This is a genomic window from Streptomyces sp. NPDC025806 (genome assembly GCF_055558275.1).
Genome location: NZ_JBVHMU010000026.1, coordinates 1 through 21,958 on the forward strand (window position 1 = coordinate 1; position 21,958 = coordinate 21,958).

Genomic DNA, 21,958 nt, shown 5'->3' on the forward strand with positions numbered 1-21,958 from the left:
CTCAAGGAACGGACGCTTCCTTTGTACTCACCCTCTCGGGCTTTCCTCCGGGCGCTTCCCTTCGGTCTTGCGTTTCCGACTCTATCAGACCGTTTTACCGGCCGATTTCCTCGGAAGTTTTCCTGCTTTTGCCTTCCGGGATTCGCTTTCGCGCTTTCCCTTTCGGCTCGACCGACTTTATCAGAGATTCTGAGGCGGTCTTTCCATCCGCTCGGAGAACCGGATCGGGCACGTGAGTGCGCCGGGTTCCCCTCAGGCGGAGCCGTAAACGTACTGGAGCGGGGCGCCCCGATGCAAATCGAGGGGCCCCGCTCCAGACGCGCTCCAGACGGTCCGTCAGACCTCGACGACGACCGGGAGGATCATCGGGCGCCGGCGGTAGGTGTCGGAGACCCACTTGCCCAGCGTGCGGCGGATGAGCTGCTGCAGCTGGTGGGGTTCGACGACGCCGTCCTGGGCCGACTTGTCCAGGACTTCCTGGATCCGGGGGATGACGGCCGTGAACGCCGAATCCTCGATACCGGAACCGCGTGCCTGCACCGTGGGACCACTGGTGATCTTGCCGGTGCTGGAGTCGACGACCACGAAGACCGAGATGATGCCCTCGTCGCCGAGGATCTTGCGGTCCTTCAGCGCCGGCTCGCCGACGTCACCGACGGAGAGGCCGTCGACGTAGACGTATCCGGCCTGGACCTTGCCGACGATCTTGGCCTTGCCGCCGACGAGGTCGACGACGACGCCGTCCTCGGCGATGACGATGCGGTCGTGCGGGACGCCGGTGAGGGCGCCGAGCTCGGCGTTGGCGCGCAGGTGGCGCCATTCGCCGTGGACCGGCATCAGGTTCTTCGGCTTGCAGATGTTGTAGAAGTACAGCAGCTCGCCGGCCGAGGCGTGGCCCGAGACGTGGACCTTGGCGTTGCCCTTGTGGACGACGTTCGCGCCCCAGCGGGTCAGGCCGTTGATCACGCGGTAGACCGCGTTCTCGTTGCCGGGGATGAGCGAGGACGCCAGGATCACCGTGTCGCCGGAGACGATGCGGATCTGGTGGTCGCGGTTGGCCATGCGCGACAGCGCGGCCATCGGCTCACCCTGGGAGCCCGTGCAGACGAGGACGACCTCGTCGTCGGGGAGGTCGTCGAGCGTCTTCACGTCGACGACGAGCCCGGCGGGGACCTTCAGGTAACCGAGGTCGCGGGCGATGCCCATGTTGCGGACCATCGAGCGGCCGACGAACGCGACGCGGCGGCCGTACTCGTGCGCCGCGTCCAGGACCTGCTGGATGCGGTGCACATGGCTGGCGAACGAGGCGACGATGATGCGCTTGCGGGCCGAGGCGAAGACGCCGCGGATCACGTTCGAGATGTCGCGCTCGGGCGGGACGAAGCCCGGGACCTCGGCGTTCGTCGAGTCGGTGAGGAGCAGGTCGATGCCCTCCTCGCCGAGCCGCGCGAACGTCGGCAGGTCGGTCAGGCGACGGTCCAGCGGGAGCTGGTCCATCTTGAAGTCACCGGTGTGCACCACCATGCCGGCGGGCGTGCGGATGGCGACGGCCAGCGCGTCCGGGATCGAGTGGTTGACCGCGATGAACTCGCAGTCGAACGGGCCGAGCCGCTCGCGGTCGCCCTCGGCGACCTCCAGCGTGTACGGCCGGATCCGGTGCTCCTGGAGCTTCGCCTCGATCAGGGCGAGGGTCAGCTTGGAGCCGATCAGCGGGATGTCCGGCTTCTCGCGCAGCAGGTACGGGACAGCACCGATGTGGTCCTCGTGCCCGTGCGTGAGGACGATGCCCTCGATGTCGTCGAGGCGGTCCCTGATGGACGTGAAGTCCGGCAGGATCAGGTCGATTCCGGGCTGCTCCTCCTCGGGGAAGAGCACTCCGCAGTCGACGATCAGCAGACGGCCGTCGAATTCGAAGACGGTCATGTTGCGGCCGATCTCACCGAGGCCGCCGAGCGGGGTGACGCGCAGGCCGCCCTTCGGGAGCTTCGGCGGGGCGCCGAGTTCAGGATGCGGATGACTCAAAAGACTCTCCTCACCACGCACGCCACGTACCTGTCGGGCACGTGGCGCGCGTGACGTTCGTGCAGTTAGCAGTTGTCTTGGTAATTCTTCGGTCTTGCTCTTCTTGTGTTGTTCAGTTGTGAAGCTTTGCCAAGTCTGTTGTCAGAGCTGTACCCCGCCGGCGGCAAGATCGATCTTGAGCTGGGCGGTCTCCTCAGCGGTCAGCTCGACGAGGGGAAGCCGCAGCGGTCCGGCGGGCAGGCCCTGAAGGCCGAGAGCGGCCTTCGTGGTGATGACGCCCTGGGTACGGAACATGCCGGTGAAGACAGGGAGCAGCTTCTGGTGGATCTCCGTCGCCTTGTGTACGTCACCCGACAGGTACGCGTCGAGCATGGCGCGCAGGTCGGGGGCGACGAGGTGGCCGACGACGGAGACGAAGCCGCAGGCGCCGACGGACAGCAGCGGCAGGTTGAGCATGTCGTCGCCGGAGTACCAGGCGAGGCCGGAGCGGGCGATGGCCCAGCTGGCGCGACCGAGGTCGCCCTTGGCGTCCTTGTTGGCGACGATGCGCGGGTGCTCGGCGAGCCGGACGATCGTGTCCGTGTTGATCGGCACGCCGCTGCGGCCCGGGATGTCGTACAGCATCACGGGCAGTTCGGTCGCGTCGGCGATCGCCGTGAAGTGGCGGTACAGGCCCTCCTGCGGGGGCTTGTTGTAGTACGGCGTGACCGTGAGGAGGCCGTGGGCGCCGGCCTTCTGGGCGGCGCGGGCGAGCTCGATGCTGTGATGCGTGTCGTTCGTGCCGACGCCCGCGACGACGTGGGCGCGGTCGCCGACCGCCTCGACCACCGCTCGTACGAGGTCCGATTTCTCCGCGTCGCTGGTGGTCGGGGACTCGCCGGTGGTGCCGTTGACGATCAGGCCGTCGTTGCCTGCGTCCACCAGGTGGGCGGCGAGCCGCTGCGCGCCGTCGAGGTCGAGTGCGCCGTCCGCCGCGAAGGGCGTGACCATGGCGGTGAGGACCCTCCCGAAGGGGGTCTGCGGAGTCGAGGTCGGAGCCATGGGTAACACGCTACTCGCTGCTCAGCACCGGGTCCCCCCTCGGGGGCGGCGACAACTCACGACAAAGTGGGATCCCGGCACTGCCTGCTCGGGGGTTCAGGCAGTACCGGGTCCGTTTGATCAGGCTAGATGAACTTTACGAAATGCCGCAATACGGACACTTCGCGCGGATGATCCGCACATCTGTACCGCTCGGGCTCACGGCGCGGAGTGGGAGCCTGCACGGGCTCATCTGCGGCGATCCCCTGTGATCCCTGGTGATCCCTGGTGATCCCCGGTGATCTCCGGTGATCCCTGACGATCTCTGGTGAAGATGAGCGAACTTCAGAGAAATCGGCGAAACAGGGCACCTTTCGGGGCGTTCGAGCGTCTGTGTAGGTGCACACCGTTCGTTCGACTCCGTTCGTTCGACCTTCTGAGGAGAAGCACCGCCCATGTTTCGTCGGCGCGAGCCCGTACCGTTCGCCTTCGTCGCTGAAGCCGACAGGTTCCGCAGCAATGTGACGCCGCCCGCGCGCGAGCGCCTCACCTTCGGGCAGTTCGCCGGGCGCGCCCTGGTGGGGCTGACCGTCGTCGGCGGGCTCGTCGCCTCGCTGATGTTCGGCATGCCGGCCCTGTCGCAGGACCAGGCTCCCGGGCACACGCAGACGTCGGAGGCGTCGGACGGTCGCTGACACCGACCGCTCGTACGGCCCCCTGAGGTGGAAGGCCGGGGCACGCGTAGGTAGCCTCACCGGGCACAGAGCCCATCCAGCGTGGAGCGAGTGAGGACCAGTCGTGCCCCTGCCCTTTCTGACGGCCGACCGTGCTTTCGAGGAGGCCGCGGCGGACACTGCGCTGCCCTTCGACGACCGGGACCAGTGGCGTCGCCCCTACCGACCGGGGCCCTACCGGGTGGCCGCCTCCGCCCTGTTGCTGCTGCTCGCCTCGTACGTGCTGGTCGCCGCGGTGATCATCGCCGTCGCCGGGGACCTCCTGGCGGCCTCGCTGTGCGGCGCGCTCGCCGTGCTGATCATCGTGGCCGCGCTGCGACTGCTGCGCATGGGCACCTGGGTGAGCGCGCGCGGCGTGCGCCACGTCGCGTTCCTGCGGACCCGGACGGCCCCGTGGAACGCGGTGGTGACCGTCCGTACGGTGCAGCAGCCGGTGCGCTGGCTCGGACTGCCCCGCACGGTCCAGGGGCAGGCCCTGACCCTCGTACGGCGGGACCGGCAGGGGGAGCAGGCGACGCTGCTGACGAGTCACAACGGTGACTTCCTGGGGCGCTCCACCGCGTTCGAGCGCGCCGCCGACAGCGTCGAGGTGTGGGCCGAGGAGTACCGGCCGCAGCGCTGACCGCACGCGCGGACATACGCGAGAGGGGCCGCACCGATCCGGTGCGGCCCCTCTCGCATGTGTCTGTCCGGTCAGGCCTCGACCGTGCGTCCCTCCTGGAGGGCGATCGCGCGCTGCATCGCCTTACGGGCGCGTGGGGTGTCCCGGGCGTCCTTGTAGGCGACGGCCAGGCGGAACCAGCAGCGCCAGTCGCCGGGCTCGTCCTCCGTCTCGGCCTTGCGGCGGGCGAAGACCTCGTCGGCGGAGTCGCGGTCGATGCGGCCGTACTGGTCGCGCCGCAGCTCGTCGACGGGCAGTCCGCCCTCGGCCTCCAGCAGTTCGGCCAGATGGTTGGCCTTCTGGACGAACCGGGTGTTCGCCCACAGGAACCACAGGCCGATCACCGGGAGGATCAGCACCGCGACGCCGAAGGTGATCGTCAGCGCGGTGCCCTGGCGGATGAGCATGACGCCGCGGTCGCCGGCCAGGACGAAGTAGACGACCAGGACGGCGGCCGTGACGGCATAGGTGATCTTCGCGCGCATCGCCGTGGGTCAGCCGTTCAGGTCGAGGAAGTGTTCCAGGCCGAAGGTGAGGCCCGGGGTCGTCACGACCTTGCGCGCACCCAGCAGGATGCCCGGCATGAAGCTGCTGTGGTGCAGCGAGTCGTGGCGGATGGTCAGCGTCTCCCCCTCGGCGCCCAGGAGGACCTCCTGGTGGGCCAGGAGACCGCGCAGACGCACCGAGTGGACGGGGATGCCGTCCACGTCCGCGCCGCGCGCTCCGTCGAGCGCCGTGGCGGTCGCGTCGGGCTGCGGCGCGCTGCCGGCCTTCTCGCGGGCCGCCGCGATGAGCTGCGCCGTACGGGCGGCCGTGCCCGAGGGGGCGTCGACCTTCTTCGGGTGGTGCAGCTCGATGACCTCGACGGACTCGAAGTACGGAGCGGCGGCCTCGGCGAACTTCATGGTGAGCACGGCGCCGATGGAGAAGTTCGGCGCGATGAGCACGCCGGTGGACGGGAAGTCCGCGAGCCACTGGTTCAGCTGAGCGAGGCGGTCCTCGGTCCAGCCCGTCGTGCCGACGACACCGTGGATCCCGTGGCGCACGCAGAACTCGAGGTTCCGCATGACCGAGTCGGGCGTCGTCAGCTCGACCGCGACCTGGGCGCCGGACTCCGTGAGGGTCTCCAGCTTGTCGCCGCGGCCGAGGGCGGCCACGAGCTCCATGTCCTCGGCGGCCTCGACGGCACGGACCGCCTCGGAACCGATACGGCCGTTGGCCCCGAGGACCGCCACGCGCAGCTTGCTCATGTTCTCCCAGTTCCTTCTGTCAGTGCGGGTGTTACGCGACCGCTGCGTGCAGACGGGCGGTCTGCTTGTCCTTGAGCGGGCCGATGACCGACAGGGACGGACGCTGTCCCAGGATCTCGCGGGCCACCTCGCGCACCTCGTCGGGGGTCACCGCGGCGATCCGCTCCAGCATGTCGGAGACGGACATCTGCTCGCCCCAGCACAGCTCGCTCTTGCCGATGCGGTTCATGAGCGCGCCGGTGTCCTCCAGGCCGAGGACCGTGGAGCCGGAGAGCTGGCCGATGGCGCGGCTGATCTCGTCGTCGCTCAGGCCCTCCCGCGCGACCAGGTCGAGCTCGTCGCGGCAGATCTTCAGGACGTCGTCCACCTGGTTCGGGCGGCAGCCCGCGTACACGCCGAACAGGCCGCAGTCGGCGAAGGCGGAGGTGTACGAGTACACGCTGTAGGCCAGGCCGCGCTTCTCGCGGACCTCCTGGAAGAGGCGGGAGGACATGCCGCCGCCCAGCGCCGTGTTGAGCACGCCCATCGCCCAGCGGCGGTCGTCGGTGCGGGCGAGGCCCGGCATGCCGAGGATGACGTGGGCCTGCTCGGTCTTGCGGCCGATGACGTCGACACGGCCGGCGGCGCGCAGGCTCTTGCGGCCCGTACGCGGGCCGACGGGCTCCGCGAGGGCGTCACCGAGGGCGCCCGCCTTGTCGAAGGCGGCGCGGACCTGCCGGACCACCTTGTTGTGGTCCACGTTGCCCGCGGCGGCCACGACGAGGTGCGTCGGGTCGTAGTGCTTCTTGTAGAAGCGGCTGATCTGGCCGCGGCTGAGCGCGTTGATCGTGTCGACCGTGCCGAGGACCGGGCGGCCCAGCGGGGTGTCGCCGAGCATCGTGTGCGCGAACAGGTCGTGCACGCAGTCGCCCGGGTCGTCCTCGGTCATGGCGATCTCTTCGAGGATGACGCCGCGCTCGGCGTCGACGTCGGACTCCTCGATGAGGGAGCCGGTCAGCATGTCGCAGACGACGTCTATGGCGAGCGGCAGATCGGTGTCGAGCACGCGCGCGTAGTAGCACGTGTACTCCTTCGCCGTGAAGGCGTTCATCTCGCCGCCGACCGCGTCGATCGCGGCGGAGATGTCGAGGGCGCTGCGCTTGCGCGTGCCCTTGAAGAGGAGGTGCTCCAGGTAGTGCGTCGCGCCGTTCAGGGTCGGCGTCTCGTCACGGGAGCCCACGTGGGCCCAGATGCCGAAGGTCGCCGAGCGGACGGAGGGCAGGGTCTCGGTGACGATGCGCAGGCCGCTGGGGAGCGTGGTCCTGCGGACCGTACCGATGCCGTTCTCGCCCTTGATCAGGGTTTGGGTACGGGCGACGGCCCGCGCCTCCGAGGAGGTGCGGGCCGTCGCCTTGGTGCTACGGGACGTCACTTGTCGGTGTCGTCCTTCGCGTCGTCGCCCTCTTCGCCCTCGACCACGGGGATCAGGGAGAGCTTGCCGCGGGAGTCGATCTCGGCGATCTCGACCTGGACCTTCTGGCCCACACCGAGGACGTCCTCGACGTTCTCCACGCGCTTGCCGCCGGCGAGCTTGCGGATCTGCGAGATGTGCAGCAGACCGTCCTTGCCCGGGAGCAGGGACACGAACGCACCGAAGGTCGTCGTCTTCACGACGGTGCCCAGGTAGCGCTCGCCGACCTCCGGCATGGTCGGGTTGGCGATGCCGTTGATCGTGGCGCGGGCGGCCTCGGCGGCCGGACCGTCGGCGGCACCGATGTAGATGGTGCCGTCGTCCTCGATCGTGATGTCGGCGCCGGTGTCCTCCTGGATCTGGTTGATCATCTTGCCCTTGGGGCCGATGACCTCACCGATCTTGTCGACCGGGATCTTGACCGTGATGATCCGCGGCGCGTTCGGGGACATCTCGTCCGGGACGTCGATCGCTTCCATCATCACGTCGAGGATGTGGAGGCGGGCGTCCTTGGCCTGCTTGAGGGCGGCGGCCAGGACGGAGGCCGGGATGCCGTCGAGCTTCGTGTCCAGCTGGAGGGCGGTCACGAAGTCCTTGGTGCCGGCGACCTTGAAGTCCATGTCGCCGAAGGCGTCCTCGGCACCGAGGATGTCGGTCAGGGCGACGTAGTGCGTCTCGCCCTTGATCTCCTGGGAGATCAGACCCATGGCGATACCGGCGACGGGGGCCTTCAGCGGCACACCGGCGTTCAGCAGCGACATGGTGGAGGCGCAGACCGAGCCCATGGACGTCGAGCCGTTGGACCCGAGGGCCTCGGAGACCTGGCGGATCGCGTAGGGGAACTCCTCGCGCGTCGGCAGGACCGGCACGATCGCGCGCTCGGCGAGCGCGCCGTGGCCGATCTCGCGGCGCTTGGGGGAGCCGACGCGGCCCGTCTCACCGACGGAGTACGGCGGGAAGTTGTAGTTGTGCATGTAGCGCTTGCGGGTCACCGGGGAGAGGGTGTCCAGCTGCTGCTCCATGCGCAGCATGTTCAGCGTGGTGACGCCCAGGATCTGGGTCTCGCCACGCTCGAACAGGGCGGAGCCGTGCACGCGCGGGATGGCCTCGACCTCGGCGGCCAGGGTGCGGATGTCGGTGACACCGCGGCCGTCGATGCGCTTCTTCTCCTTGATGACGCGCTCGCGGACCAGGGACTTGGTCAGCGCGCGGTACGCGGCGGAGATCTCCTTCTCGCGGCCCTCGAACTCCGGGAGGAGCTTCTCGGCGGCCAGACCCTTGACGCGGTCCAGCTCGGCCTCGCGGTCCTGCTTGCCCGGGATGGTGAGGGCGGCGGAGAGCTCGGGCTTGACGGCGGCGGTGAGGGCCTCGAGCACGTCGTCCTGGAAGTCCAGGAAGATCGGGAACTCGGCGGTCGGCTTCGCGGCCTTGGCGGCGAGGTCGGCCTGGGCCTTGCACAGCACCTTGATGAAGGGCTTCGCGGCCTCGAGACCGGCGGCGACGACCTCCTCGGTCGGCGCCTCGGCGCCGCCCGCGACCAGCTGGATGGTCTTCTCGGTGGCCTCGGCCTCGACCATCATGATCGCGACGTCGCCGTCCTCGAGGACGCGGCCGGCGACCACCATGTCGAAGACGGCGTCCTCGAGCTCGGTGTGCGTCGGGAACGCGACCCACTGGCCGTTGATCAGCGCGACGCGGACGCCGCCGACCGGGCCGGAGAAGGGCAGACCGGCCAGCTGAGTGGACGCGGACGCGGCGTTGATCGCGACGACGTCGTACAGGTGGTCGGGGTTGAGCGCCATGATCGTCGCGACGACCTGGATCTCGTTGCGCAGGCCCTTCTTGAAGGACGGGCGCAGCGGGCGGTCGATGAGGCGGCAGGTGAGGACGGCGTCCTCGGAGGGCCGGCCCTCACGACGGAAGAAGCTGCCGGGGATCTTGCCGGCGGCGTACATCCGCTCCTCGACGTCCACCGTCAGGGGGAAGAAGTCGAGCTGGTCCTTGGGGTTCTTCGAGGCCGAGGTGGCCGAGAGGACCATCGTGTCGTCGTCGAGGTAGGCGACGGCGGAGCCGGCGGCCTGGCGGGCCAGACGGCCCGTCTCGAAGCGGATGGTGCGGGTGCCGAAGGAGCCGTTGTCAATGACGGCCTCGGCGTAGTGGGTCTCGTTCTCCACTAGCGTTTTCTCCGTTGCTTTCGTCTGTATTCGTCTTTTGTCCCGTACTGCCCGTGTGGCAGGGGGACGAACGGAGCAGCGCGCCTTGGAGCGGGCCGGTCTTCGATCGAAGCACCCGGGGATCCTCTTGCGTCTCCGGGGGCCACTACCGAGGACCGGCGGCGGCGAGGGCTGCGCTGTTCCTCGTCTCGAGCACGCGTCCCGCGTACTCGTACGTCACCAGACTACAAAGCCTGTGTGACAGTGCGCACGTACAGCAAAGGGAGCGGCCCCCTCAATCGGGAACCGCTCCCCCTTCGGCGTCTTATCGGGCGCCGGCCGCACCGCGGCGGATGCCGAGGCGCTCGACCAGGACACGGAAGCGCGCGATGTCCTTCTTGGCCAGGTACTGCAGGAGGCGGCGACGCTGGCCGACCAGGATCAGCAGACCACGACGGGAGTGGTGGTCGTGCTTGTGCGTCTTGAGGTGCTCGGTCAGGTCCGAGATACGGCGGGAGAGCATGGCCACCTGAACCTCGGGAGAGCCCGTGTCGCCCTCCTTCTGGCCGAACTCGGCGATGATCTGCTTCTTCGTAGCGTTGTCGAGAGCCACGCTTACTCCTCGTAGAGTCTTCTTTGCCGCCGAGTGCCCCTGGTCTGCATCTCAGGAGAGCTTCCACAACTCGGGAGGCGGGGATCCGCTGGGCGCTGCTCCCAGCCGATGCCGGGGGCGCGTACACAAACGGCCGTCACACAGCGTACCAGCCGCCGGGTGCGCCCCCGACCGGGGTCCTCGCTAACTGGTCATGGCCCGTGCCGACGCGTAGACGTCGAAGACGGCCAGGGCCAGCGGGATCAGCGTGAGCAGGACGAACGTCTCGGCGATCTCCAGGAAGCGGCCCCAGAAGGGGGTGACGCCGCGACGCGGGGTGATGAGGCCGATCGAGGTCACCAGGGCGGTGGCCGCGCCGATCGCCGCGATGATCCACACCGTGCGGATGTCGAGGGCCGTGGTGTCGTTCTTGAAGATCGCGTCGCGCAGGTAGTCGACCGGCGGGTGCAGCGCGAGGCCGAGTCCGAGGAAGACGAGCGCGGCGAGACCGGCGGCGAGCGTGGCGCCCACCTGCGCCGTGTAGCGGAAGAGGTGCGCGCGCATCAGCATCGCGACACCCGTGGCGAGGGCGAGCAGCTGCCCCCACACGTCGCTGGAGAAGCCCAGGACGATCGACGAGCCCACGGAGACGAGCGCGCAGCCGCCGACGAGGCCGACGAGGAGCTCGTGGCCGCGGCGGGCCTGGGCGGCGACGCGCTCGGCGTCGACGGCCTCGTGGACACCCGACGGGTCGGCGGTCGTGTCGTAGCCGGCGCGGCCCGGGTTCGGCGGCTCGAAGCCGATGGGCAGCCGGGCGAAGCGCATGGAGAGGCCGGGCAGGAACGCGAGGGCGCTCACGGAGAGCGGCGCGCCGATGGCGGCCGTCTCGATCGGCTTCAGGTGCGTGAGGATCGCGATGAAGGTGGTGATCAGGCCGATCAGCGAGGCGAAGACGAACGCCACGAAGGGCCCGTCACCGCCGGGCGAGACGAGGGTGAGCACCACGGAGGCGACCAGGACCGCCGCACAGGCGAGCAGGAACTGGAGCCGGCCGATGCCCTGCCCCTCGGAGAGCGGGAGCAGCCCCGAGCCGGCGACCGCGATGTTCGGCAGGGCGCCGAGGCCGAGGGCGACGGCCGAGCCGCGGTCGTCGTAGACGCGGCCCCGCACGCAGGCCAGGGTGATCAGCAGGACACCGGCGACGGCGGCCAGGATGCCCTGGAGGCTGTTCATGTCGTGGCGGATCTCGGAGTTCCACGCGACGAAGGCCATGAGGGCGGGCAGGATGCCGCCGGCCACGAGGCCCGCCGCGCGGGTGAGGTCGCCGCTCCACAGGGTGCGGTCCTTGGTGACGGCGGAGGCGACGGCCTCGGACACGTCGTCGTAGACCGCGGGCGGCAGCGACTCGGAGAACGGGCGCAGCGTGAGGAGCTCGCCGTCCAGGATGCGCTGCGCCGCGAAGGAGCGGGCGCTGTCGAGGACCGTGCCGTCGCGGCGTACGAGGTGGTAGCCGACGGGCGCCCCCTCGGCCGGGCTCTGCTGGGAGAGCCGCAGGATCTCGGGGTACAGGTCGGCGACCGGCACGTCGTCGGGCAGCGCCACGTCGATGCGGCTGTCGGGCGCCACGATCGTGACGCGGCAGAAACCGAGGCCCGTACCCGCAGACGCGGGAGCTCCGGGACCCGCTGCGCCGGTCCGGCCGGCCGGCGCGGAGGCCGTCATGCTCACCTGCTGTTCCCCCTTGTTCGCGAAGGCCTTCTGTAAAGATCCTGTGTACGTTGGCCTGTGCTGTGGCGCAGGGCCGGTCACACGGGCCGTTCCGCCCGGGCCGAGTGGGAACCACACGTTCCGAACCGCGTGCAATGCCCGATTTTCCCGGGCTCATTCGCAACTGCTCACACGTACCTCCGGCACCCTACCGCCCGCCGTTGTCCGTGGTTGTCAGTAGGATCGCGAACCGCGATCGACGTCCGCCTGACACGGGGCGGCGGACGGAAAAGCTCGGTCCGGCAAGGGAATTGGTGCTAAGTGAGCCACATCGTCGTCAAGCGCCCACCTCGGGCACTGCCGTCCGAGGTGCCCACGGAAGAGGTGGTGCTGCAGCCTCCGCCGGAGCTTCCGCGGGGGCAGCAGGAAGGCGCCCTGATGCAGATCCTGCCCATGCTGGGCATGGGCGGCTCGGTGGTGTTCTTCTTCAACCCCAACTCACCGCCGTTCATGCGCATCATGGGCATGGTGATGGTGGCGTCGACCATCGCGATGGGCGTCGCGATGCTGGTCCGCTACCGCAGGGGCAACCAGGGACAGATGGCGGACATGCGCCGCGACTACCTGCGCTACCTGTCGCAGACGCGCCGTGACGCGCTCGGCACCGCCAGGAAGCAGCGCGACGCGCAGTACTACCTGCACCCTTCGCCCGAGCAACTGTGGGCGCTGGTCGCCGAGGGCAGTCGCGTCTGGGAGCGCCGCACCGGTGACGAGGACTTCGGGCAGGTGCGCGTCGGGCTCGGCGCGCAGGGCCTGGCCACTCCCCTGGTGCCGCCGCAGACCGCCCCGGTCGACGAGCTGGAGCCGCTGACCGCCGGCGCCATGCAGCGCTTCCTGGCGACGCACAGCACGCTCGAGGACCTGCCGATGGCGGTCTCGCTGCGCGCCTTCTACCACGTGTCCGTGAGCGGCGAGCCGGCGACCGTGCGCGGCACCGCGCGCGCCGTGGCCGCCTCCCTGGCCTCGCTGCACTCCCCCGAGGACCTCGTCGTCGCGGTCGCCGCGGGGCGCGAGACGGTCGGCGAGTGGGAGTGGGCCAAGTGGCTGCCGCACTCCCAGGTGCCGGGCCAGGCCGACGGCGCGGGCAGCCGCCGCCTCATCACCACCGACCCGGTGGAGCTGGAGGAGCTGCTCACCCCGCGCCTGGAGGGCCGCCCGCGCTTCCACCCCGGTGGCGCCCCGGTCCCCGAGCAGCCGCATCTGGTGGTCGTCCTGGACGGCGTCTCCCTGCCGCCCACCTCGATCCTGGCCTCCCCCGAAGGCCTTCAGGGTGTGACGGTCCTGGAGGTCGTCCCCGGCGACCTCAGTGCCGGGCGCGGTGACCTGTCGATCGTCGTGCACCCGAAGATGCTGCGCCTGGAGTCGGCGCACGGCATGGTCTACGAGGGCACGCCCGACGTGCTGTCGTACGCGGGCGCCGAGGCGCTCGCCCGCCAGCTCGCGCCGCTGCGCATGGCGACCGGCGGCGACAGCGACGACGAGCCGCTGCTGGCCAACCTGGACTTCACCGATCTGATGAACCTGGGCGACGCCGCGACCGTCGACACCAAGCGCACCTGGCGCCCGCGCTCGCAGGCCGAGCGCCTGCGCGTGCCGATCGGTGTCGGCGACGACGGCCGGCCCGTGATGCTCGACCTCAAGGAGGCGGCGCAGGAGGGCATGGGCCCGCACGGTCTGTGCGTCGGCGCCACCGGTTCCGGCAAGTCGGAGCTGCTGCGCACCCTGGTGCTGGGTCTGGCCGTCACCCACTCCTCCGAGACGCTCAACTTCGTCCTCGCGGACTTCAAGGGTGGTGCCACGTTCGCCGGCATGGCCCAGATGCCGCACGTCGCGGCCGTCATCACGAACCTGGCGGACGACCTGACCCTCGTCGACCGCATGGGTGACTCCATCCGCGGTGAGCTCAACCGCCGCCAGGAGATGCTCCGCGACGCGGGCAACTACGCGAACATCCACGACTACGAGAAGGCGCGCGCGGCCGGTGCCCCGCTGCAGCCGATCCCCTCGCTCGTCCTGGTGATCGACGAGTTCTCCGAGCTGCTGACGGCGAAGCCGGACTTCATCGAGATGTTCGTCCAGATCGGCCGTATCGGCCGTTCGCTGGGCGTGCACCTGCTGCTCGCCTCGCAGCGCCTGGAGGAGGGCCGGCTGCGCGGCCTGGAGACGTACCTGTCGTACCGCATCGGTCTGCGGACGTTCTCGGCGGCCGAGTCCCGTGCCGCGCTGGGTGTCCCGGACGCGTACGAGCTGCCGAACGTGCCGGGTTCCGGCTTCCTGAAGTTCGGCACGGACGAGATGGTGCGCTTCAAGGCGGCCTATGTCTCCGGGGTGTACCGCACGGGCGCCGCGCGGGTCACCACGCCCGGCGGGCCGCTTCCGGTGGACCGGCGCCCGGTGCTGTTCACGGCCGCGCAGGTGCCGGTGCAGTACGTGCAGCTGCCGCCGCAGCGCGAGGAGGAGGCGCAGGCCCCGCGCGACGAGAAGGACGACGCGCTCGCCGACACGGTGCTCGACGTGATCGTGCGCCGCCTTGAGGCGCAGGGTCCGGCGGCGCACCAGGTGTGGCTGCCGCCGCTGGACAGCCCGCCGTCGCTCGACTCGCTGCTGCCCGGCCTCGCGCCCGTGCAGGGCCGCGGTCTCACGCAGCCCGGCTACGAGGGCGCCGGCCGCCTGGTGATTCCCGTCGGTCTTGTCGACAAGCCGTACGAGCAGCGGCGCGACCCGCTGTGGGTGGACTTCGGCGGCGCGGCCGGTCACATGCAGATCCTGGGTGGCCCGCAGTCCGGCAAGTCGACGCTGCTGCGCTCGATCGTGGCGTCGTTCGCGCTGACGCACACGCCGCAGGAAGTCCAGTTCTACGGGCTCGACTTCGGTGGTGGCGGTCTCGCGGCCGTCGAGGGGCTGCCGCACGTGGGTGGCGTGGCCTCGCGTCTGGACCCCGAGAAGGTGCGCCGGACGGCGGCCGAGGTGTACGGCGTGCTGACGCGCCGCGAGGAGTACTTCCGCACGGCGGGCATCGCGTCGATCGCCGACTTCCGCGCGCGTCGCGCGCGGGGCGACATCTCGATGACCGACCAGCCGTGGGGCGACGTGTTCCTGCTGATCGACGGCTGGGGCAACTTCCGCACGGACTACGAGGGGTTGGAGCCGCTGGTCCTGGACATGGCGGCGCGTGGTCTCGGTTACGGCATCCATGTGGTCGTGACGGCGTCGCGGTCCATGGAGGTCCGGGCGAACATGAAGGACCACCTCATGAACCGCCTGGAGCTGCGGCTCGGCGACACGATGGACTCCGAGTTCGACCGCAAGGTCGCGGCCAACGTGCCGACGGGTGTCCCCGGTCGTGGCCAGACGCCGCAGAAGCAGCACTTCATGGCGGCGGTGCCGCGGATCGACGGTCTGTCCTCGGACACGGACCTGGCGGAGGCGACGACCGCGCTCGCCGCCGAGGTGACCCGGCACTGGACGGCGCCGGGCGCGCCCCCGGTACGGCTGCTGCCGCGCGAGTTCCCGGCGCGCCAGCTGCCGCCGGGCGACCGGTTCCCGGAGCGGGGCATCGCGTTCGGCCTCGACGAGGACAACCTCGAGCCGGTGTTCGTGGACTTCGAGCAGGACCCGTTCTTCCTGGTCTTCGGCGAGAGCGAGTCCGGCAAGTCGAACCTGCTGAAGCTGCTCATCCGGCAGCTGACGCAGCGCTACAGCGGCGACGTCTGCAAGCTGTTCGTCGTCGACAACCGGCGCTCGCTGCTCGATGTGACGCCGAAGTCGCACCTGGCCGAGTACATCCCGATGTCGAACCAGATGGCGCACCACATGGACGCCCTGGCCGACCTCATGCAGCGGCGCACGCCGACCGCGGACGTGACGGCGCAGCAGCTGCGCGACCGCAGCTGGTGGAGCGGTCCGACGGTCTACGTCGTCATCGACGACTACGACCTGGTGTCCACGTCGAGCGGCAACCCGCTGGCGGGCCTGACCGAACTGCTGCCGTTCGCGCGCGACGTGGGCGTCCGCTTCATCATCGCCCGCTCGACGGCGGGCGCGGGCCGCGCCGGCTACGAGGCGTTCATGCAGCGCATCAAGGAACTGGGCGCGCAGGGCGTGCTCCTGGCCGGTGACCCGGCCGAGGGCGATCTGCTCGGCGGTCTGCGGCCGCGGCCGATGCCGGCGGGCCGGGGCACGTTCGTCTCGCGCAAGCGGGGCAAGCCGCTGGTCCAGATCGGTCTGGAGGACTGAGCCCGGGACCTGGGCCGGGCCCTCTGTAGCACGTGAGGTGGAGGGGCCGCAGGGAGATCTTCGGAGATCTCGCTGCGGCCCCTTCGCCGTACCCGCCGCAAGTAGGCTGGCCACCAGTGCGGTTCACGGCGAGCCGCGGTGGTTCGGACGTCCGGAAGGGGCCGCTCACCATGGCGGAGGCACAGGACCAGCAGGCGGCACGCGGCTCTCGGCAGCCCGAGGCACGGCCTGAGACACGGACTGAGACACGGCCCGAGACGTCGGCCGGCACGCCGAAGGAGACGCCGGAGCAGATCAAGGCCCGCAAGGAGCGCGAGAAGGACGAGCTGTACGCGCTCGACATCTCCGGCGTGGAGTGGCACAGCGCGCCCGGCACGGAGCAGGACGAGGAGCGCGTGGAGATCGCCCATCTGCCGGGCGGGGCAGTCGCGATGCGGTCTTCTCTGGAGCCGGGGACGGTGCTGCGGTACACGGAGGCGGAGTGGACGGCGTTCGTGCTGGGGGCGCGGGACGGGGAGTTCGATCTGGAGGCGGCGCCGGGCCAGGGGGGTCCGGCCGCCGGGCAGTGACCGGCCTGCACCCGCGCCCGGCGGCCCGCCTCCGGGCCTGACGACGGGCTCGGGCCGGGTCAGAAGGCGCGGAGCACCACGATGTTGGTCCCGCTCAGCACGAAGACCCGGTTCCCGGCGGCCGCGAGGTCCTGGGACTCGGGCTCGGGGAGGTTGAACCGCCAGGTGCGTTCACCGCCCGACGCCTGCAGGGTGTTCAGGCTCAGCCCCGTCGTCTCCCCGTCCGTGACGTCGCTCTCCACGGACCAGGCCCCGTTCCCCTGCGGCAATACGACCCGACTCTCGTCGGACTGCCAGACTTGGCCGCGCCACACCACCTTGCCGGTGCGGGCGTCGACCCGCGTCGGGAACCATGCCTGGTTGGCGAAGAGCGCGCCGTCGCGCACCGTCGGCGGGCCCCAGGTCTTCCCCTCGGGGATGTTGCTGTCGACGGGTGTGCTCCAGATGGCCTCGCCGTCGCTGATCCTGCGGGCCTCCATGGTCTCGCCGTTGAGGTACAGCCGGTCGCCGGTGATGGCGGCGCCCACGGTCACGTCCACCTTCGTGCCCCGGCTCCACACCACGTGCCCGTCCGCGGTGTCGAGCATGAGCACGCGTCCGTCCCCGAGCGCCGTCACGAAGCGTCCGCTGCCCGCGGCGCACCGGAGGGAGAGTCCGGTGTCGCTGCCCCGGAAGGCGACCGGCGCTCGCATGCTCCAGCGCACCTTGCCGTCGGCCTGCCCGATGCTGCGCAGTCGGCCGTTCTTGGCCACGTAGTAGAGGGCCTCGTCGTCGGCGGCGAGGAGGATGTTCGCCTCCGCCTCGGGACAGGTCCACTTGGGGACGCCGGTCGACGCCACATAGGTGCGTACGACTCCCTTGGCGTCGGCTGCGGCCACGAGCCGGTCCGACAGTGACAGGAACTCCGAGCCCGCCCGGACCTCGGGGGCCGCCCAGCGCTGCTTGCCGGTCTTCACGTCGTACGCGACGATGCCGCCGCTCGCCGAGCCGAACACGACGACGTCACGGACCGGGAGCACCGTCTGGGCGTTGACGTCGACGACCTCCGATGCGCTCCACAGTGCGGTGGGGCTCGGGTACCCGTACAGGCCGGAGTCGCCGATCGATTTGTCGAGGGCCTGCACGGGCGTGGCGACCGCCGGTGGGATGTCGAAGGGGTCGTTCTTCGCCGGCTTGAGCGCCTTGGCCCCACGTCCCGACCACCACCAGGCTCCGGTGCCGCCCGCCGCGACGACCGCGCCGCCCGCGGCGAGCCCGGTCAGCAGGCGGCGGCGCGACACCGGGGCCTGGCTGCCGACGGACGTTCCCGCGGTCATCTGGGTGGTCAACTGCTGTGCGGAGCGCTCGCGTTCCTTGATGCCGTCGGCGAACGGGCCGTGGCGCCAGGCCCGGTCGGCGCCCTTGGGCGGGGCCATGGCGGCCGCGATCCGGTCGGGCGCCGGGCGCAGCGCCGGGTCCTTGGCGAGACAGGGGGCGACCAGGTCACGCAGCTGCGGCGACAGGCCGTCGAGCCGGGGCTCCTCGTGCACGACGGCGTACTGCACGGCCGCCACGTGGCCGCCCGCGAAGGCCCGCTGTCCGGTGGCCGCGTACACGAGGACCGCCCCCAGCGAGAAGACGTCCGCGGGCGGAGCGACCCGCTTGCCGAGCGCCTGCTCCGGCGCGCCGTACCCGGGAGTGACCGGCACCTGCCCGGTCGTGGTCAGGGTGAGCCCGTGCTCGGGCCGGGCGATACCGAAGTCGATGACGCGCGGGCCCGTGGAGGTGAGCACGATGTTCGGCGGCTTGAGGTCCCGGTGGATCAGGCCCGCCGCGTGGATGTCCGCCAGCGTACGTGCGAGGGACGCGGCCAGCGCCCGCACAGCGGGCTCGGGGAGCGGGCCGTAGGTGTCGACGGCCTGGTCGAGGGTGAGCCCGGCGAGGAACTCGGTGGCGATCCAGGGCCGGCCGCCCTCGGTCCACGCGCCGAGCACGGCGGCGACGCCTGGGCTGCGCACGGCCTGGGCCGCCTGGGCCTCTCGGACGAACCGCTGGGCGAGGTTCGTGTCATGGGCCAGCTCGGGGCGCAGCACCTTCACCGCGGAGAGTGTCCCGAGCGAGTCCTGGCCCACGTAGACCTTGCCCATGCCGCCCTCGCCGAGCACGCCGGACAGGCGGTACGGGCCGAGGCGGAGGGGGTCACCGGTGCCGAGAGGCTTCATGGTCGGTTCCTTCGGCCGGGTGCGCTGCGGCGATCCGGCGTGGAGTGGTCGGGGACATCACTTGAGAGGAAGAGGTCAGTTCAGCGGGTAGGCGCTCAGGGCGCTCTCCCCCATGCCGAGCACGAGGTTGTCCTGCCGGTCGGTGTAGAAGGCCGTCGCGGTCGTCTTGAACGTGCGGACGACCCGGTGGGTCCTCAGATCCACGGCGTACACGTGGACCCCGTTGCGGTAGTACGCCCAGCGGTCGCCGAGGACGGGCGCCCAGCCGAGGGACGGGCTGCCTTCGTCGGTCGACCGCTCGGTCCAGGCGGGTTTACCCGAGGCGGCGGACAGCGCGGTCAGTCCGGTGTCCTCGGCCACGGCGTACACGACGCCCGAGTGGAAGGCGGGCGGGCTGTAGGCCGTTCCGGGGTCGGTCGCCCAGACCTGCTTCCCGTCCGTGAGGCGCAGCGCGCGCACCCGTTCGCCGCCGAGGTGGATCCGGCCGCCGCCTATCGCGAGAGGGGCGCGCAGGGCCGCGCGGGCCTCCTCGTCGGTGTCCCCGTACGGCTGCTCCCACACCGTCCTGCCGGTCCTGATGTCGCGGACGACGAGGTGTACGGTCCCGGGCCGGGTCTCCTGCAGGGCGACCAGACGGTCACCGGACACCGTCGCCGAGACGAAGTGCAGCGGCCTGCTCTTGTCCGGGCGCTGGGGCAGCGGCCGCGACCACAGCTCCTTGCCCGACTTCACATCGACGGCCCGTAGCGTGAAGACCTGGTTCCTGCGGAAGCCGTAAGCCTGCTTGGTGGGCGGGCCCGCGCCGACGGCGACGTAAGCCACCGTGCCGAAGACACCGAGGAGCTGGTTGCCGGGTGTCTCGAAGTTCGTGCCGCGCAGGTGCGCCTTGGTGTTCCTGATGTAGTCCTGCTTCAGGTCCCACACCGAGATACCCGCGGGCGGAATCTTCGCGCCGGTGTCCCACGCGGTGTCGAGCCGGTATTCGGTGCCCTGCGACACGACAACCTGCCAGGGTGTGCCGTCGGCAAGGAAGTCGTCCTTGCGCGTTCCGTTCTTCGGGTTGACGACGTACGTCACCGCGCCCATGGCGATCCGGATCTCGCCCGCGACGGCGACCGGTATCCCGATGCCGCTGCCCCACGTGTCGCCGAAGTTCTTGCCCAGCTCCCAGACCGGGTCGAGATTGCGGGTCTGTGCCGGGCCCTTCGCGCTCTGCGCCGTCCCGTCGTCGCGCGTGGAGCGCCACCACCACGCGCCGCCTCCGGCCGCCGCCACGGCCGCCGCGCCGCCGCCGGCGAGCAGGGCGCGCCGGGAGATCCCGGCAGCGCGCGGGGCGGCCGACTGCGGACCGGGCACCGTTTCGCCGAGCGGCGCCGGCATGCGCTGCGGCACGATCTGCCACACCTCGGCCGCCCTGCGTCCGATGTCGGCGAGCAGCGCCTCCGGCAGCTGGTCCGCGAACTCACCGCGTCCGTCGTGCAGTTGCGCGGCGAGCTGGTCGAGGGTGGGCCTCAGGGCTGGATCCTTGCTGAGGCACCGCGCGAGCACGGGGACCAGGGCGTCCGGAACGCTTCCGAGATCGGGCTCGCCGTACCGCACCCGGTACAGCAGGTCGGCGGCCTGGCCGCCGCCGAAGGGGCCGCTCCCCCGTGCGGCGTACACGAGCACGCCGGCGAGCGCGAAAACGTCGCCCGCGGCGCCATGCTCCTGACCGCCGGCCTGCTCGGGAGACATGAAGGCGGGGGTGCCGACGGCGGAGCCGGTGCGGGTCAGGTGGTCGTCGCCGATGGCTCGGGCGATGCCGAAGTCGATGACCTTGGGGCCGTAGGCGGTGAGGAGGATGTTGGACGGCTTGAGGTCGCGGTGGACCACGTCGCTGCGGTGCAGTTGCCCGAGCGCCGCGCAGAGAGCGGCGCCCAGGGCGCGCACGGCTCGCTCCGGCAGCGGTCCCGCCGCCTCCACCGCCTCGTCGAGCGGGGGCCCGAGCACGTACTCGGTGGCGAGCCAGGGCACGGGGGCCAGCGGGTCGGCGCCGACGACCTTCGCGCCGAACCGGTCGCCGATGACCCGGGCGGCGTCGACCTCGAGGCGGAACCGGGTTCTGGCCGCCGGGTCCGCCGCGATCGTGGCGTGCATGGTCTTGAGGGCGACGGTCGCACCCCGCGCGCTGCGGGCGACGTAGACGGTACCCATGCCGCCGCTGCCGAGACGGGCGACGAGGCGGTAGTCGCCGAGCGCGGTGGGGTCGTCGTGGGCGAGAGGAGTCGGCATGAGCAGGTGGGATCCGTCGGTTCGAGTCGGTGGTCAGGCGTGGAGCGGCGCGTCGGCCTCGGCCGCGAGCACGGCTGCCGACTGGTGGGCGAGGGCCGCGACGATCCGGGCGGGCAGCCAGCCAGGTCCCAGCAGGGCCGCGGCACGATCGGCCGAGCCGAAGCCCTGCGCGGGCGCCGGTGCCTGCGGACCGCGTTCCGGGTGAGTCGCCAACCGCTGCACGATCTCGGCGAGGTCGGGCCGTTCGGCGGGGTCCCTGGCCAGGCAGCGCAGGACGACGGAGCGCAACCACGCGGGGAGTTCGTCTCGCTCCGGGGCGGTGCTTCCGGTCGCGGCGTAGGCGAGGGTGGCGCCGAGGGCGTACACGTCCCCCATCGGGCGCGGCATCCCGCCGGAGGCCTGCTCGGGCGGCAGAGCGCCCGGGTCGATCCCCGGCACCGCACGCCGCTCCACCCAGTCGGGGGCGGCGGCCCGTACGGCTCCGAATCCGGTGAGGCGGGGGCCGTCATGGGCGAGCAGTACCGCTGCGGGCATCACCCCGGCGTGGGTCAGGCTCTGCCCGTGGATGACGGAGAGCGTCTCGGCGAGGGAGACGGCGAGGGCGCGGAGGGTGCGCTCGGGGAGGGGGCCGCCGAGGACGGTGAGGGCGGTGGGCAGCGGCAGCACGGGCAGGTAGGGGCTCGCGTGCCAGGCCCCCTGCCCCGGCCCGGCCAACTCGACGGCCGGCATCACCCAACTCCCCAACAGATACCGCGAGGCATCGGCCTCGGCCATGAAGCGGTGGGGGTCGGTGGTGGGGTGGGGGGTGCTGAGGATGACGGTGCGGGTGGCGTCGGGGGTGCGGGCGATGTGGCGGAGGGTGGGGGCGGTTGGGACCCCGGAGGAGGCGTCCAGCCGGGTCAGAGGGATGTAGGGGTCGGGGCCGTGAACGTGCTGCGCGGTCGGTTCGCCGCGCCACGAGGGACCAGCTTGGGGGGCTCCGTACATGTCCGATGGATTCCTTCTCGAGCTCGCTGGCAACACAACGCCGGC

At 70.9% G+C, this 21,958-nt stretch carries 15 protein-coding genes; 4 read left to right on the forward strand and 11 right to left on the reverse strand.

All coding sequences use genetic code 11. The features are described 5' to 3' along the window. Positions 1-336: 336 nt before the first annotated feature. Positions 337-2,022 carry a ribonuclease J gene (locus tag ACZ4E1_RS36290; RefSeq protein WP_467547613.1) on the reverse strand — a complete coding sequence of 562 codons (1,686 nt, stop codon included), beginning with the start codon at positions 2,020-2,022 and terminating at the stop codon, positions 337-339. Between the two features lie 141 nt (positions 2,023-2,163). After that, on the reverse strand, positions 2,164-3,063 hold the full coding sequence (gene dapA / locus ACZ4E1_RS36295; protein WP_467547615.1) for a 4-hydroxy-tetrahydrodipicolinate synthase: 900 nt from the start codon (positions 3,061-3,063) through the stop codon (positions 2,164-2,166). Between the two features lie 434 nt (positions 3,064-3,497). On the opposite strand from dapA, the gene ACZ4E1_RS36300 reads away from it, so the two are divergent. Further along, positions 3,498-3,737 (forward strand): hypothetical protein, encoded by a 240-nt coding sequence (locus tag ACZ4E1_RS36300; protein ID WP_399129610.1) that lies wholly within the window; start codon positions 3,498-3,500, stop codon positions 3,735-3,737. A 103-nt stretch (positions 3,738-3,840) separates the two neighbouring features. Further along, positions 3,841-4,398 carry a hypothetical protein gene (locus ACZ4E1_RS36305; protein ID WP_467547617.1) on the forward strand — a complete coding sequence of 186 codons (558 nt, stop codon included), beginning with the start codon at positions 3,841-3,843 and terminating at the stop codon, positions 4,396-4,398. A 71-nt stretch (positions 4,399-4,469) separates the two neighbouring features. Here ACZ4E1_RS36305 and ACZ4E1_RS36310 read toward each other — a convergent pair whose 3' ends face one another. The 6 genes from ACZ4E1_RS36310 to eccD form a co-directional block, all read right to left on the reverse strand. Beyond that, the gene (locus tag ACZ4E1_RS36310) at positions 4,470-4,922 is read right to left on the reverse strand and encodes a hypothetical protein (RefSeq protein WP_467547619.1); all 453 of its coding nucleotides are present in this window, start codon (positions 4,920-4,922) and stop codon (positions 4,470-4,472) included. Positions 4,923-4,931: 9 nt separating this feature from the next. Then, a complete protein-coding gene (dapB, locus tag ACZ4E1_RS36315; protein ID WP_467547621.1) occupies positions 4,932-5,687 on the reverse strand; it encodes a 4-hydroxy-tetrahydrodipicolinate reductase in 756 nt (251 codons plus the stop codon). A gap of 31 nt (positions 5,688-5,718) precedes the next feature. Further along, positions 5,719-7,098: a M16 family metallopeptidase gene (locus tag ACZ4E1_RS36320; RefSeq protein ID WP_467547623.1), complete on the reverse strand. Its 1,380-nt coding sequence runs from the start codon at positions 7,096-7,098 to the stop codon at positions 5,719-5,721. Beyond that, positions 7,095-9,311, reverse strand: coding sequence for a polyribonucleotide nucleotidyltransferase (locus ACZ4E1_RS36325; RefSeq protein WP_467547625.1), 2,217 nt, complete (start codon positions 9,309-9,311; stop codon positions 7,095-7,097). Before ACZ4E1_RS36325 ends, ACZ4E1_RS36320 begins: the two co-directional genes overlap by 4 nt. A gap of 304 nt (positions 9,312-9,615) precedes the next feature. Beyond that, entirely contained in the window at positions 9,616-9,903 is a 288-nt protein-coding gene (gene rpsO / locus ACZ4E1_RS36330) for a 30S ribosomal protein S15 (RefSeq protein WP_188336506.1), read from the reverse strand. Between the two features lie 183 nt (positions 9,904-10,086). Beyond that, a complete protein-coding gene (eccD, locus tag ACZ4E1_RS36335) occupies positions 10,087-11,604 on the reverse strand; it encodes a type VII secretion integral membrane protein EccD (RefSeq protein ID WP_467547627.1) in 1,518 nt (505 codons plus the stop codon). A 306-nt stretch (positions 11,605-11,910) separates the two neighbouring features. On the opposite strand from eccD, the gene eccCa reads away from it, so the two are divergent. Then, positions 11,911-15,885: a type VII secretion protein EccCa gene (gene eccCa, locus ACZ4E1_RS36340; RefSeq protein WP_467547629.1), complete on the forward strand. Its 3,975-nt coding sequence runs from the start codon at positions 11,911-11,913 to the stop codon at positions 15,883-15,885. 293 nt (positions 15,886-16,178) lie between these two features. Further along, the gene (locus ACZ4E1_RS36345) at positions 16,179-16,454 is read left to right on the forward strand and encodes a DUF397 domain-containing protein (protein ID WP_467547702.1); all 276 of its coding nucleotides are present in this window, start codon (positions 16,179-16,181) and stop codon (positions 16,452-16,454) included. 59 nt (positions 16,455-16,513) lie between these two features. Here ACZ4E1_RS36345 and ACZ4E1_RS36350 read toward each other — a convergent pair whose 3' ends face one another. The 3 genes from ACZ4E1_RS36350 to ACZ4E1_RS36360 form a co-directional block, all read right to left on the reverse strand. Continuing rightward, on the reverse strand, positions 16,514-18,655 hold the full coding sequence (locus tag ACZ4E1_RS36350; protein WP_467547631.1) for a protein kinase domain-containing protein: 2,142 nt from the start codon (positions 18,653-18,655) through the stop codon (positions 16,514-16,516). 75 nt (positions 18,656-18,730) lie between these two features. After that, positions 18,731-20,926: a protein kinase domain-containing protein gene (locus tag ACZ4E1_RS36355; RefSeq protein ID WP_467547633.1), complete on the reverse strand. Its 2,196-nt coding sequence runs from the start codon at positions 20,924-20,926 to the stop codon at positions 18,731-18,733. A 33-nt stretch (positions 20,927-20,959) separates the two neighbouring features. Beyond that, positions 20,960-21,913, reverse strand: a complete 954-nt coding sequence (locus tag ACZ4E1_RS36360; protein WP_467547635.1) for a protein kinase family protein — start codon at positions 21,911-21,913, stop codon at positions 20,960-20,962. Positions 21,914-21,958: the final 45 nt, after the last annotated feature.

Excerpts from the sequence above, each read along its gene's own strand:
- ACZ4E1_RS36350 (WP_467547631.1), bottom strand. The coding sequence starts at position 18,655 with ATGAAGCCTCTCGGCACCGGTGACCCCCTCCGCCTCGGCCCGTACCGC.
- dapA (WP_467547615.1), bottom strand. The coding sequence starts at position 3,063 with ATGGCTCCGACCTCGACTCCGCAGACCCCCTTCGGGAGGGTCCTCACC.
- ACZ4E1_RS36300 (WP_399129610.1), top strand. The coding sequence starts at position 3,498 with ATGTTTCGTCGGCGCGAGCCCGTACCGTTCGCCTTCGTCGCTGAAGCC.
- ACZ4E1_RS36355 (WP_467547633.1), bottom strand. The coding sequence starts at position 20,926 with ATGCCGACTCCTCTCGCCCACGACGACCCCACCGCGCTCGGCGACTAC.
- dapB (WP_467547621.1), bottom strand. The coding sequence starts at position 5,687 with ATGAGCAAGCTGCGCGTGGCGGTCCTCGGGGCCAACGGCCGTATCGGT.
- eccD (WP_467547627.1), bottom strand. The coding sequence starts at position 11,604 with ATGACGGCCTCCGCGCCGGCCGGCCGGACCGGCGCAGCGGGTCCCGGA.
- ACZ4E1_RS36360 (WP_467547635.1), bottom strand. The coding sequence starts at position 21,913 with ATGTACGGAGCCCCCCAAGCTGGTCCCTCGTGGCGCGGCGAACCGACC.
- ACZ4E1_RS36310 (WP_467547619.1), bottom strand. The coding sequence starts at position 4,922 with ATGCGCGCGAAGATCACCTATGCCGTCACGGCCGCCGTCCTGGTCGTC.